Source organism: Arthrobacter sp. yr096 (assembly GCF_900108925.1).
Classification (GTDB): domain Bacteria; phylum Actinomycetota; class Actinomycetes; order Actinomycetales; family Micrococcaceae; genus Arthrobacter.
Genome location: NZ_FNYI01000006.1, coordinates 257,732 through 270,568 on the forward strand (window position 1 = coordinate 257,732; position 12,837 = coordinate 270,568).

General features: G+C 62.2%; 16 protein-coding genes. 3 read left to right on the forward strand and 13 right to left on the reverse strand.

Features of this window, described 5'->3' with window-relative positions; translation table 11 throughout:
• Positions 1–125: 125 nt before the first annotated feature.
• The 6 genes from ureG to BMY91_RS16865 form a co-directional block, all read right to left on the reverse strand.
• A complete protein-coding gene (gene ureG, locus BMY91_RS16840; protein ID WP_090823946.1) occupies positions 126–743 on the reverse strand; it encodes an urease accessory protein UreG in 618 nt (205 codons plus the stop codon).
• Positions 744–764: 21 nt separating this feature from the next.
• On the reverse strand, positions 765–1,433 hold the full coding sequence (locus BMY91_RS16845) for an urease accessory protein UreF (protein WP_090823948.1): 669 nt from the start codon (positions 1,431–1,433) through the stop codon (positions 765–767).
• 204 nt (positions 1,434–1,637) lie between these two features.
• Positions 1,638–2,111, reverse strand: coding sequence for an urease accessory protein UreE (ureE, locus tag BMY91_RS16850; RefSeq protein ID WP_090823950.1), 474 nt, complete (start codon positions 2,109–2,111; stop codon positions 1,638–1,640).
• An 8-nt stretch (positions 2,112–2,119) separates the two neighbouring features.
• The gene (ureC, locus tag BMY91_RS16855) at positions 2,120–3,850 is read right to left on the reverse strand and encodes an urease subunit alpha (RefSeq protein WP_090823952.1); all 1,731 of its coding nucleotides are present in this window, start codon (positions 3,848–3,850) and stop codon (positions 2,120–2,122) included.
• Positions 3,847–4,215, reverse strand: coding sequence for an urease subunit beta (locus BMY91_RS16860; RefSeq protein WP_090823954.1), 369 nt, complete (start codon positions 4,213–4,215; stop codon positions 3,847–3,849). Before BMY91_RS16860 ends, ureC begins: the two co-directional genes overlap by 4 nt.
• A gap of 8 nt (positions 4,216–4,223) precedes the next feature.
• Positions 4,224–4,526, reverse strand: coding sequence for an urease subunit gamma (locus BMY91_RS16865; RefSeq protein ID WP_090823955.1), 303 nt, complete (start codon positions 4,524–4,526; stop codon positions 4,224–4,226).
• A gap of 203 nt (positions 4,527–4,729) precedes the next feature.
• Between BMY91_RS16865 and BMY91_RS16870 the strand changes: the two genes are divergently transcribed.
• Positions 4,730–5,251 carry a flavin reductase family protein gene (locus BMY91_RS16870; RefSeq protein ID WP_090823958.1) on the forward strand — a complete coding sequence of 174 codons (522 nt, stop codon included), beginning with the start codon at positions 4,730–4,732 and terminating at the stop codon, positions 5,249–5,251.
• 26 nt (positions 5,252–5,277) lie between these two features.
• On the opposite strand, the gene BMY91_RS16875 is transcribed toward BMY91_RS16870, so the two are convergent.
• From BMY91_RS16875 to BMY91_RS16890, 4 genes are all read right to left on the reverse strand, one after another.
• On the reverse strand, positions 5,278–5,940 hold the full coding sequence (locus tag BMY91_RS16875; protein ID WP_177179938.1) for a biliverdin-producing heme oxygenase: 663 nt from the start codon (positions 5,938–5,940) through the stop codon (positions 5,278–5,280).
• A 116-nt stretch (positions 5,941–6,056) separates the two neighbouring features.
• On the reverse strand, positions 6,057–7,157 hold the full coding sequence (locus tag BMY91_RS16880; RefSeq protein WP_090823962.1) for a D-TA family PLP-dependent enzyme: 1,101 nt from the start codon (positions 7,155–7,157) through the stop codon (positions 6,057–6,059).
• 18 nt (positions 7,158–7,175) lie between these two features.
• On the reverse strand, positions 7,176–8,180 hold the full coding sequence (locus tag BMY91_RS16885) for a LacI family DNA-binding transcriptional regulator (protein WP_090823964.1): 1,005 nt from the start codon (positions 8,178–8,180) through the stop codon (positions 7,176–7,178).
• Between the two features lie 62 nt (positions 8,181–8,242).
• On the reverse strand, positions 8,243–8,656 hold the full coding sequence (locus BMY91_RS16890; protein ID WP_090823966.1) for a RidA family protein: 414 nt from the start codon (positions 8,654–8,656) through the stop codon (positions 8,243–8,245).
• A 152-nt stretch (positions 8,657–8,808) separates the two neighbouring features.
• On the opposite strand from BMY91_RS16890, the gene BMY91_RS16895 reads away from it, so the two are divergent.
• Complete coding sequence (locus BMY91_RS16895; RefSeq protein WP_090823967.1) at positions 8,809–9,183, forward strand: hypothetical protein; 375 nt, start codon at positions 8,809–8,811, stop codon at positions 9,181–9,183.
• 16 nt (positions 9,184–9,199) lie between these two features.
• Here BMY91_RS16895 and BMY91_RS16900 read toward each other — a convergent pair whose 3' ends face one another.
• Positions 9,200–10,726, reverse strand: a complete 1,527-nt coding sequence (locus BMY91_RS16900) for an arabinosylfuranosidase ArfA (protein WP_090823969.1) — start codon at positions 10,724–10,726, stop codon at positions 9,200–9,202.
• A 136-nt stretch (positions 10,727–10,862) separates the two neighbouring features.
• Here BMY91_RS16900 and BMY91_RS16905 point away from each other — a divergent pair, with 136 nt between their 5' ends.
• Positions 10,863–11,483, forward strand: coding sequence for a class I SAM-dependent methyltransferase (locus BMY91_RS16905; protein ID WP_090823971.1), 621 nt, complete (start codon positions 10,863–10,865; stop codon positions 11,481–11,483).
• Positions 11,484–11,549: 66 nt separating this feature from the next.
• On the opposite strand, the gene BMY91_RS16910 is transcribed toward BMY91_RS16905, so the two are convergent.
• The gene (locus BMY91_RS16910; protein ID WP_090823973.1) at positions 11,550–12,140 is read right to left on the reverse strand and encodes a hypothetical protein; all 591 of its coding nucleotides are present in this window, start codon (positions 12,138–12,140) and stop codon (positions 11,550–11,552) included.
• Positions 12,130–12,828 (reverse strand): hypothetical protein, encoded by a 699-nt coding sequence (locus tag BMY91_RS16915; RefSeq protein WP_090823975.1) that lies wholly within the window; start codon positions 12,826–12,828, stop codon positions 12,130–12,132. The genes BMY91_RS16910 and BMY91_RS16915 overlap by 11 nt, the downstream gene beginning before the upstream one ends.
• Positions 12,829–12,837 lie beyond the last annotated feature (9 nt).

Consider the following 12,837-nt stretch of genomic DNA (forward strand, 5'->3'; position numbering starts at 1 on the left):
TAATCCGCCCACGCAAGGTGGCTGGATCGCTGCGGCGGCGAAGCCGGATATAAGGGGCGGCGTGGCGGGCATCGCGAAGCGGGCACGGCCCCTCATATCCGGCGAAGCCGCCGGAACACACACGATCACTGCGCCAAGTCGAGCATTAGGACGTCGCGGCGGATCCAGTTGAGGACCTCGTCCAGCCCTTCGTCCGTCTTCAGGTTCGTAAAGCAGAACGGTTTGTTGCCGCGGAATTCCTTGGAGTCCCGCTCCATGACGGCCAGGTCCGCTCCGACGTGGGGCGCGAGGTCTGTTTTGTTGATGATGAAGAGGTCGGATTTGATCATGCCTTGGCCGGCTTTGCGGGGGATTTTTTCGCCTTGGGCTACATCGATGATGTAGATGGAGAAGTCGACGAGTTCGGGGCTGAAGGTTGCGGAGAGGTTGTCGCCGCCGGATTCGACGAAGATGACCTGGAGGTCCGGGTGCCGCGCTTTGAGTTCCTCGATGGCTGCGGTGTTCATGGAGGTGTCTTCGCGGATGGCGGTGTGGGGGCAGCCGCCGGTTTCGACGCCGATGATCCGGTCCTCTGGCAGGATGCCGTTGGCGGCCAGGATTTTGGCGTCTTCGATGGTGTAGATGTCGTTGGTGATGGCGGCCATGGAGATGTCGCCGCTCATGTGCCGGGTGATGCGTTCCACGAGTTGCGTCTTGCCGGCTCCGACGGGCCCGCCGACGCCGATTTTGATGGGTTCTGTCATGTTTTTTGTCCTTTGCACTAGTTAGCTCATGAACATGCGGGCGCGTTGCCGTTCGTGCCGCATTTGTGAAATTTCCAGTCCGGGGCTCACGGCCCCGAAGTCGTCCCAGCACAGCCGTGCTACATCCTTGATGGCGGCAGCAACGACGTCGTGCGCCTGCCGAAGTACCCGTTGCCCGGCGTTCTGCCCTAATGGAATGGCTCGCACGGCGTTCTGCGTCAGCGAAGTGACCGTGGCAAACACATAGGCAGCAAGGGCTGCTTCGAAGGGAACCCCCAAAGACCGCGCAATGACCCCAAAAGCCAAGGGTTGATGCCCCCCGGCACTCCCCGCCCGGACAAGCCCCCGATACTCCTCCAACTCGAACGACGGGAACACTTCCCCACCAATCTCCAACAACCGCCCACCCATCTTGAGTGAAGCCTCCCGAACCTCCCTGGCCAACAATTGCGCAGACAACACCCCATCCAACAAACCAACATCCACGCCCTCATACAGGAACCGCAGGGCCAACCCATCGGAATAAACCAACTGCTGCCCCACAAAAGCCCCCAACCACTCCCCAAAAGACCCCTCATCCCGAACAAGCCCACGCTCGATGTAGCTCTCAAACCCAAGAGAATGAGCAAAAGCCCCCGTAGGCAACGCGGAGTCGGTCAACTGTTGAAGAGCAAGCTGATAGGAGGTCATGAGTCGCTCCGAAAGGTGAGGTGAAAAGCCGGAGCCGCGCCGGATTTTTGGGCCGCGGTGTGGAGGGCCACGCGGGGGGCCCACTGCGGCGAGGGCCCCGACCTGAGCTTGCGAAGGTTGGGAGCGGCTGGGGACGGGCACGGCCCAAAATCCGGGGCGGCGCCCCAGCCACAGTCGCCCCCGGTACGCGACCTTGCCGCGGTATTAGTGCGAATGCGCAGCATGGCGGAAGGGCACCGGCATGACCCGCTCTTGCCTGTTGTAGGGGACGCCGACGCTCTTCAGATAGTCCTCGACTGTGTGGTCGTACTGGCACACCATGACTTCGGCCCCGTATTCGGATGATGCGTCAAAGAAATGTGCTTGCAGGTGCCGGTTGCCTAGTGAGTGTGCCACGACGCCCATTTCGTGGATGCTCCGCGGCCCTACGACCAGGACGTCGGTGGGCAGCACTGACACGACGATCAGGTTGGAGCCGTCGTTGGCGAGGATGTCGCCGTCGCGGAGGTCGCCGGTGCCGGTGGGGAGTCGGATGCCGAGTTCTTTGCCGTGGTCGGTGGTGACTCGTTGGATGCGTTTGACCAGCAGGGAACTGGGGAGCACCACCTTTTCTTTGTGGTGGCCTGCGTAGTCGGCGGGTTGTTCGTGGAGGTTGCCCAGGATTTTTTCGATGATCAAGGTGGCTCCTAGAAGAGGAAGTAGCGCTGCGCCATGGGCAGTACGTCGGAGGGCTGGGAGGTGACTTCGGCGCCGTCGACCGTCACTTTGTATGTTTCGGGGTCGACGGCGATGTCCGGGGTTTCGCCGTTGTATTTCAGGTCCGCTTTGGTGAGGTTGCGAATGCCGGAGACGGGCTTGATGATGCGTTCGAGGCCCAGTTCGGCGGGCACTCCGGCGTCGATGGCGGCCTGGGACAGGAACGTGATGGATGTTTGCTGGAGCGCTTTGCCGTACGTGGCGAACATGGGCCGCATGGTGCGGGGTTGCGGTGTGGGGATGGAGGCGTTGGCGTCGCCCATGAGTGCGTAGGCGATCTGCCCTCCCTTGATGACCAGCTCGGGTTTAACGCCGAAGAAGGCGGGGTCCCATAGCACCAGGTCGGCGAATTTGCCTTCTTCCACAGAGCCGATCACGTCTGCCATTCCTTGGGCGATGGCGGCATTGATGGTGTATTTGGCTACGTAGCGCTTGAGCCGGAAGTTGTCCGATTCGGCGGATCCGTGGGTGGTTCCGGAGGGATCCTTCAGGACGCCCCGCTGGCGTTTCATGGCGTCGGCAACCTGCCAGGTGCGGGTCACTACTTCGCCAACCCTGCCCATGGCTTGGGAGTCGGAGGACGTGATGGCGAAGATTCCGAGGTCGTGGAGGACGTCTTCCGCGGCGATGGTTTCAGCGCGGATGCGGGAGTCTGCAAAGGCCACGTCTTCGGGGATGTCCGGGTTGAGGTGGTGGCAGACCATGAGCATGTCCAGGTGCTCTTCGATGGTGTTTTTGGTGTACGGCAGCGTGGGGTTGGTGGACGCGGGAAGCACGTTGGGCAGCCCGGCGATCTTGATGATGTCCGGGGCATGGCCTCCGCCTGCGCCTTCGGTGTGGAAGGTGTGGATGACGCGGCCATCGATCGCGCGGATGGTGTCTTCCACGAAGCCGCACTCGTTGAGGGTGTCGGTGTGGATGGCCACCTGAACGTCGAATTCGTCGGCAACCCGCAGGGACATGTCGATTGAGGAGGTGGTGGATCCCCAGTCCTCATGGACTTTCAGCCCCACCGCACCTGCCCGGATCTGCTCCGCGAGGGGCTCGACGGCGGAGGCGTGGCCTTTGCCGAACAGGCCGATGTTGACGGGGAGTCCCTCGGCGGCCTGGAGCATCCGCGAGATGTGCCAGGCTCCGGGCGTGATGGTGGTGGCTTTGGTTCCTTCGGCAGGGCCGGTGCCGCCGCCAACCATCGTGGTGATGCCATTGCAGAGCGCCGCGGGGACCTGCTCCGGGGAGATGAAGTGAATGTGGGTGTCGATGCCGCCGGCTGTGAGGATCTTCCGTTCACCCGCGATGATTTCCGTGCTGGCGCCGATCACGATGTTCACGCCGTCGGTGATCTGCGGGTTGCCTGCCTTACCGATCTTGAAGACGTGGCCGTCCTTTAGGGCCACATCTGCTTTGTAGATGCCCGTGTAGTCCAGGACCACCACGTTGGTGACCACGGTGTCCGGGATGTCCTCCGCGCGGATGAGTTGTCCGTTCTGGCCCATGCCGTCCCGGATGACCTTGCCGCCACCGAACACCACCTCCTCGCCGTACACCGTGTAGTCCTTTTCGATTTCGAGGAACAGCTCAGTGTCGGCCAGGCGGATGGCGTCACCGGTGGTCGGGCCGTACAGCTCGGCGTATTGCCGGCGGGGAATCTCGAAGCTCACTGGTGGTCCCTTTCCGCTGCGACGCCCGGGCGGGGTTCCCCGGCTACGGCAGTTCCGCCGTCGAGCTTTCCGTTGACTGCGTTACTGAGGCCGAAGACCTCGCGGGAACCCGCAAGGTCGATCAGCTGGACCGTTTTACGGTCGCCGGGTTCAAAGCGCGCAGCCGTGCCCGCGGGAATGTCCAGGCGGCGGCCGAAGGCAGCTTCGCGATCGAATTCCAAGGCCCTGTTGGCCTCGGCAAAGTGATAATGCGAACCAACCTGCACGGGCCGGTCACCGCGGTTAATTACCTCGACGGCGGTTGCCTCACGGCCGCTGTTGCACGCGACGGATCCTGGCTGGAGCCTGTATTCACCGGGGATCATGGGGGCTCCTAACGGATGGGGTTGTGGACGGTGACGAGCTTGGTGCCGTCAGGAAAAGTGGCCTCAATCTGGACGTCGTGGATCATCTCCGGCACGCCTTCCATCACGTCTTCGCGGCGGAGGACGGTGGTTCCGTAGCTCATGAGTTCGGCAACGGACCGGCCGTCGCGGGCACCTTCAATGAGCTCGTAGCTGATGATGGCGACAGCCTCGGGGTAGTTGAGCTTCAGCCCGCGTACCTGGCGGCGCCGGGCCAAGTCGGCGGCCACCACGATCATGAGTTTCTCCTGCTCGCGGGGCAAAAGATGCATGGATTCTCCTGAGACCTGGGCACATTAAGGACAGATGGTGATCAGCGTAAGGAGCGGAAGTTTCGGCCACGTTTCCACAGCGTCACAGGCGGGGGTCGGATTCCATCGAATTGACCTCAACATAAGTTGAGGTCCTAGCATCTATTCCGGTGTGCGCTCCAAGAACGGCGCCATCACCAGCCAGTCCCATCAGAGGTGTATTAATGACCCATTCCCAGTCCCTGCCACCCGCACCGGTCGGCGAACTGTTCCGGGCTGCGTTCCGCGCCCATCCAGCGGGGGTTGCCGTTGTGACGGCGAGCGGGCCGGAAGGGGCGGTAGGGCTCACGGCATCCTCAGTGGCATCCGTGGCGGTGGATCCGGCCACCCTCGCATTCTCCGTTACGGGTGGTCGCTCAGCATCCTTCATTGCAGCCGCACAGACAATTGTGGTGCATCTGGTGGGAGCCGATCAGCTGGAGCTCGTGCGCACCTTCGCCGATCCCGCAGCCCCGCGCTTCACTGATCGCATGGACTGGGAACTGCTGCCCACAGGAGAGCCCCTGCTCAGGGAGGCCCAGTGGGCGCTCCGCTGCGAGATCATTCACCGGGCACCGCTGGGCGGTTCGGTACTGTTGGCAGCGAGAGTCCTGGATATCCGATCCAACCCGTCCAGCTCTGCCCCGCTGGTTTACCACAACCGGGAATTCCACACGCTTCTCCAGAGCGCACCGGCCTTGGCGTAGATGTTGCGGCGGCGGGCCGCCAGCGGCTAAAGCCGCGAGGACTCCTGCACGTAGTGGGCCATCAGATCCACGAAGACCTGGCGGTTGGTTTCAAACGCCACCACGGCATGACGAAGGATTTCCTGCTTCTCGCTGTCCGAGAATGCGGCCTCGTCCACATGGCGCCGGTAGCTGTCCTTATACGGCTTGATCTTTCCGATGCCGTCAAAAACGTAGAAGGTGAGCCCTTCCGGGCTGAGTCCATAATGCCTCTGCACCAGCGCGGAGATGATTTGCCCGCCTGAAAGATCGCCCAGGTAGCGGACGTAGTGGTGGGCCATGAGGTACGTGGCAGAGCCCGGACCGAGCGCATCGAGTTGATCGGCGTATGCTTTCGCGCCAGGCGTCACATGCAGCTCTCCGGAGGACACCCTGGACTCCCAGTCATCCCCGTAGTGCACAGCCAGGTCCGATTCCAGGGCCGGCACGCGCAGGAGGGCAGGGTCAACGAAGGCCTTGAGCCGGGGATCCTGGTTGGCTCCCACAGCGGATTCCAGGGACCGATAGATGACCACGTTCTGCAGCAGCATGGCCGCAACCTGGCTGGAGTCCATCCGGCCAGCCAGCAACTCCGTGACAAATCCTGCCTGTTCGGCATGCTCGTGGGCGGCCGCCGTATGGCTCTTGAGCTCCTCGGAGAAGAGGTTCATGGATACTCCAGTCATCAACCGAAACGGACCAAACAGCACGTTTGATGACACTCTGTCACAGGACCTGCATTAGGTAAAGCTTTTGTGCCCTAATCCAGGTCAGTAGTTCCAACCCGTCAGCTGTTGCGACCCCGGGCAGCCACACGCCAGGTGTCCACGACGCCACCGTTGCGCACCACAGTGACCTCGTCCACCAGGTTCATGGCCAGGCAGACGTGGTTGGGGATCACCCGGAGCCTGGTTCCCAGGGCCGGAAGCTCAGAGGATTCCGGCCAGACAACTGTGGCGTGGTGCTCTGACAGGGCAGTGACCCTGGCCTCCGGATATTCCGGAAGCCGGGCATACCCTGTGGCCCAATCCGGGCGGTCACTGCCGAGAATCTTGCTGCCCGCGTCCACAACAACACGGCGCACGTTTCCACCCTTGGCATCGTGGCGGCTGACCACGGTTGCAGCGACGCTCAGCGCGATGTCGTCCCACGAGCACCGCTCGAGTTCCAACTGCTGGGCATCGCCGAACACGTATACCCCGGGCCGGAGCTCGTTGGCCACTGTTTCACTGTGGATCAGGGCAGTAGGCGTGGATCCGCCGCTGATGGTGGATACCTCAAAGCCGGCCTGCATCAAGGCATTCGCGGCCTGACCCAGCGCCTCATTCTCGTTGCTGGCCGCTCCAGTGGGCATGCCCGGCTTGTAGCTGTGGCCGGGAAACGTGAAAACGCCCGCCACGTTCAACCCGGCAGAGGCTGCCGCGCGCGCCACATCCGCTGCTTCATCAGGCAGTACGCCGCTGCGGTGATGGCCGCTGTCGATTTCGATCAGCACCTCAACCCTTCCAGCATCCGCACCGAGCCGGTCACCCATCGCCGTCGCGCTCTCCGCCGAATCCAGGCCGACAGCAATGCGGCACGAGGATGCCAGTGCCACCAGCCTTTCAGCGCGTTGCGCGTCCACCCACAGTGGATAGGCGATGAAGATGTCCTTCACCCCGTCCGCGGCGAAAACCTCGGCCTCGCCGATCGTGGCGACCGTGATCCCGGCAGCTCCGGCCGCCAGCTGTTTCCGGGCAATCTCCAGCGTCTTGTGCGTCTTCACGTGCGGGCGAAGCCTGAGTCCCCTGCTGAGCATGCTCGATGCCATGCGTTCGATGTTCCGGTCCAGAACATCAACGTCGATCATGACGGCAGGGGTGACGATTTCAGCGGGAATCACGTTCATTCCTAAAACACTAACGGCCTACGGCGCGGACTGCCTGACCCGGAGTTCGAACGCTGCCTCCGGCTGCTGGACTTTCAGCACGGCATCTTTGCTTTCGATGCGTTCAATGAGGAGTTCGACGGCCCGCTCCGCGATTTCCGTGCGGCCGGGCGCCACAGTAGTCAACGACGGCGACGCGAACCGCGCCTCGTCGATGTCGTCGAAGCCCGCAACCGCCACCTCGCCGGGAACGTCCTTACCGCGCACCAGAAGCTCATGAAGTGCGCCCAAAGCAAGCGCATCGTTGAGCCCGAAGACAGCGTCAAAAACCACCCCGCTGTCCAGCAAACGGGCGATGGCGTCAGCACCGCCGTCGCGCCGCCAATCGCATCCGACCACCAGCGCCGGGTCATACTCAACACCGGCGGCAGCGAGCGCGGCCCGATACCCGCTGAGGCGAAGGCCGTTGCTGCCGGTGGTATCGCCGTCGTTCGCACCAAGAACAGCTATCCGACGGCGGCCTGCCGCCAGCAGGTGGCTGGTCACCGCCGCAGCCGCTTGGTGGTTTTGGATCAGGACCATGTCCAGCCGCGGGTCCTGCACGAATTCGCCCAGGAGGACCAGCGGTTTGGCGCCCGCAGCCTGGATGATCTGCTCAGCGTCCAGGGCGAGGGGGATGAACAGGAGGCCATCGGTGAGGCTCCGGAATTGGCCCTGGAGTGCTGCGCGTTCATGGTCGGCCTCGTTGCCGGACTGCTCCACCAGCACCCGGTAGCCGCGGGCCCACGCCGCTTTCATGATGTCCGAGGCCAGCTCTGCGTAGAACGGAATGGAGAGGTCCGCCAGGACCAAACCGAGCATGCTGGTCTTGCCGGAGCGGAGGCTGCGGGCCGTCAGGTTTGTCTCGTAACCAAGCTCATCGATGGCGTCCAGGACACGTTGCTTGGTGGTTGGCCGGATGAACTCGTAATTGTTGATGACGTTGGAGACAGTCTTCAATGACACTCCGGCAGCGCGGGCGACGTCGTTCATGGTGACGGCCATGGAGATGCTCCTTCTCTACGGTTTACTCTCGGCTCGGAGTACATCGTTGCAGATGTGGCCGCCTATGCTGGGTCCATCACGGCGGCGACGGCCTCGATTTCCACCAGCTGGTGGTCGTAACCGAGGACTGTGACGCCCATGAGCGTACTCGGCACATCGTGGTCCCCAAATGCTGCGCGGACTACCTCCCATGCAGTGACCAGGTCCGCCCGCCGGGCCGAGGCGACGAGAACGCGGGTGGAAACCACGTCCCCAATCCCAGCTCCAGCGGCGTTCAGGGCAAGGAGCATGTTTTCGACCGACTTTTCCGCCTGGGCCTTGTAGTCCCCGATGCCCGCCGTGGTCCCATCCGCGTTCAGCGGACAGGACCCCGCCAGGAAGATCAACCGCGCATTTGCCGGCACGGTTGCCGCGTACGCGTACTGAGCTGCTGAGCTGAGCCGGTCGGAGCGAATGAGGGTCACTGCACTGGGCATGGGCTTCCTTCGTTTGTCGGGTTGAGTACATCCCATCACGTGCCGCAGCCCTGTCACCCGTCACATAGCGCTCATCCCCGTGCAACGCGCCCGCAACATACATGGGCCAAGCTGGGTCCCATAGGAGAAGCAACCAGCTGAGGGGAGCAAACATGACCATCGCGAACAGGGATCTGTTCCAAGCATTGAAAACACAGGCCAGCCTGGCGCAGGCATTCGGCACGATGCCGGGGACCGCTGAGGTGCCGCATGCGCTGAGCACTGGCGAGTACATCGAGGCGTGGCACAACGGCCGCCTCTACCACCGGGGCACCGTGGTCAAGACCGTAGCGGGGACAGACCTTTTCTGGCTTCAGGACGACACCGGGAGCCGACGCCTCCTGGACATGGAATCCATGGAGATTGTCACCGTGGACCAACCCGCTCCGGCGCCTGCCACGCAGACACCGGAGCCCACCCCTACGGCCACAGTCACACAGATCTCGCCGTACCCAATCTTCCGGGACGGTTCGCAGCAGATCGCCTAGTTGCCCCGGGCCTGTCCTAGGATTCCACTGCGAGCCGGATCATGCTCCAGCTCACGGCCGGAAGCTCAGCGGTGAGACCACCGCCGTCGAGCTTTACACTGACGTTTTCGGACGGCAGGACCGACGTCGAATCGTCGGCTGTCGCCTGCCAGTACGGATCCTTGTTCGTGTAGGTGACGGCCTCGATGATCCGCGCCGGGTTCAAGCTTCCGACGGCGGCATCCAGCGTCAGCACGTCGGTCGCCGAGCGGTTCACGGCGAAGACGACGGCCTCCTTGGCTTGTGCATCAAAGGTCGCCACTGCCGACAGAGACGTGAAGCCCGATGTCTTCCCGCTGTCCAAGCGCGGGGATTCGACGGCGAGGTTCAACACCGTGCCCGAGGCATTCTGCGAAGTGAGCGCAAACGGGTGGAACGTGGTCTGCTTCCATGCCCGGCCGCCCGGCTCGGTCATGATGGGCGCGATCACGTTGACCAACTGGGCAAGGCTCGCTGAGTGCACCCGGTCCGTGTTGCGCAGCAGCGTGATGAGCAGGTCACCCACCACCACCGCGTCGGCCACGGTGTAGCGGTCCTCCAGCAGCACCGGCGCTACCGGCCAGTCATCCCCGGTGGGTGCCTTGGACTCGTCCCGGGACATGTGCCAGACGTTCCACTCATCGAACGAGATGTTGATCTGCTTCTCGGATTTTGTTGCCGACTTCACGTGGTCGATGTGGGACACCAAATCCTTAATGAAGGCCTCCATCCGATGCCCGGCAGACAGGTGCTCCTGGAGGTCGCCAAAGTCCTCGAAGTACTGGTGCGCCGAGATCAGGTCCACCAATTCATAGGTTTCGTGGAGGACCACGCGCTCCCATTCGCCGAATGTGGGCATGGAGGGCGCCGAACTTCCGCACGCAACCAGTTCCAAGTCCGGATTGACCATGCGCATGGCCCGCGCTGTTTCAGCGGCGACCCGCGCGTACTCCCCGGCCTTCTTGTGGCCGATCTGCCAGAAACCGTCCATTTCGTTGCCGAGGCACCACATTTTGATGTTGTGAGGCTCGACGGCGCCATTCGCCTTGCGCTGTTCGGATAGGGCGGTTCCACCCTTGATGTTGGAGTACTCCAGCAGGTCCAGGGCTTCCTGTGTTCCCCGAGTGCCCAGGTTCACGGCCATCATGGGCTCCACGCCGGCCTTCTCCGACCATTTGGCGAACTCGTCCACGCCTACCAGGTTGGGGTCAATGGAGTGCCAGGCAAGATCCAGCCTTGTTGGGCGGTCTTCTTTGGGTCCCACTCCGTCTTCCCAGCGGTAGCCCGAAACGAAGTTGCCGCCCGGGTATCGGACTGTGGAGACGCCGAGTTCCTTGGTGAGCTCCAAGACGTCGGTGCGGAATCCGTCGTCGTCGGCTTTGGGGTGCCCGGGCTCGAAGATGCCCGTGTAGACGCAGCGGCCGAGGTGCTCAACGAAGGCGCCGAAGGTCTTCCTCCGGACGGGGCCCACGACGAACGCGGGGTCGATGGTGATTTTGGCCGTGGGGTTGTCTTGGTTTCCCAAAGGGTGGGTCCTTGTCTGCTGGTGCTGCCTGGTCTGCTTGCAAATTTACAACGTTATAGAAACCATGCTGGCGGGGTGCGGGTGCGAGAGTCAAGAGATTTCTTGCTGTGGCCAACTGATCCCTAGGCTGAGTTCCATGACGTCCGGAGTTGTGCGAACCGCCTATTCAGCCCGTGCAGCCGAGTACATCTCGCTGTTCGACTCCATCAGCAGCACGCATCCGGTCGATAGGGAGTTGGTGTTGTCATGGGCTCGGGGATTGTCCGGGAAGGTTATCGACGCCGGCTGTGGGCCCGGACAATGGACAGCCTTCCTGCACTCCGGGGGCGTAGCCATCCAAGGCGTGGACTTGGTGCCGGAGTTCATTGAGACGGCCAAACAAAACTGCCGCGAGGCTCAATTCGCTGTCGGATCAATCGAACAGTTGCCGACGCCGGATCACTCATTGGCGGGAATCCTCGCCTGGTACTCACTGATCCACACTCCCCCGGCTGGGATCAGCCAGGTTTTGGACGAGTTCTCCCGGTGTCTCAAGCCCGGCGGTAGCCTCCTGATTGGTTTCTTCGATGGCCCGGCGGGTGAGTCATTCCCGCATGCAGTGACTCCCGCCTACTTTTGGTCAGTGGAGGAAATGTCAGCACGGCTGCAGGATGCCGGCTTCGCCGTGATTGGCACGCACTCCCGCGCCGACCCCGGGGTGCGTCCCCACGCGGCCATCATTGCGCAACGGCTGATCACTCCCAGTCGCGTTGGCTGAACGTACCTACCCGCATTGATAAATTTGCACCAGCCCAGAGTCAACAAGGGGCGGGGCTCTTCAGCTCTACTTCGTGATTGGAGAGGGACTCGCGCTTGCTTCCTGCCTGTCCAATTCCTTGTAGATTTCGTGCTGATCTCCGGCGATGCAGGCGCTGTCCATTTCCAGGCCGGAGCCTTTGACATTCGCGGTGAAGGATATGAGGTGTCCGCCGTTCTGATTGGCGTAGAGGCGGATGAGACCTGGGTCCAACGGGTTGGATTCGGTGCGGGTGGTGAAGGCCTTGGATTCCCACAACGTTTTGACGACTTTTGTTGACGCCTCCAAGTCGAGGGTCTCCATGGTTTGGCTCATGACGCTGTAGTTCACGCCCTCCCTGCCATCACCTGCATTGCAGGCGCTGTTTCTGAGGCCCTCATCGGCCCATTTCTGGGGTCCGATGGCTTTCTGGGTTTCGGTTTTGAACGCGTGGAGATCCTTGAGGGCTTGTTTGAGTTCTTCTACCTGGGCTTTGACGGTCGCGGGATCGCTGGGATTGCTTGAGCCGGTCATGGGGTTCTCCGCGGTGGGTGTGCAGGCGCTCAGTGCAACGGCCGCGCCGACCAACACGGCGAGAATGCGGCTGGACTTTACCCGGGCTCTGGGTTCATAAGACATGGGGTTCACTCTTTTCTGAAACCGTTCCACAGCCCACAAGCCAGCACGAGGCGACATAGGCAGCTCCTTTGGCGCACCAGACAGCCAAATTAACAGACGGAGAGGAGCTGGGACTGGAAGGGGTCCCGTAAATTTCGGGATAAAGCTCTTTGTAGATTTCGTGCTGATCCCCGGCGACGCAGGCACTGTTCATCTCCAGGCCGGAGCCTTTGATGTTTGCGAAGTAGGACACGAGGTGTCCGCCGTTCTCGTTGGCGTAGAGGCGGATGAGGCCCGGTTCCTTGGGGCTGGTTTCGGTACGGGTGGTGAAGCCCTTGGATTCCCAGAACGCTTTGACCACGCTTACTGATGCTTCCAGGTCCACGGGGTCAGGGGTTTGGGTCAGGACGCTGTAGTTCACGCCGTCTTGCCCGTCGGAGGTTCTGCAATCCATGTTACGAGTGCCCTTATCGACCCATTTCTGGGGTCCGATGGCTTGTTGGGTTTCGACTTTGAACGCGTGGAGATCCTTGAGGGCTTGTTTGAGCTCTTCTACCTGGGCCTTGACGGTTGCGGGATCGCTGGGATTGGCTGTGCCGGTCATGGGGTTCTCCGTGGTGGGTGTGCAGGCGCTCAGTGCAACGGCCGCGCAGACCAACGCTGCGAGTATGCGGCTGGTCTTTAGACGGGCCTTGGGTTCATGGGGCATATGGTTCAC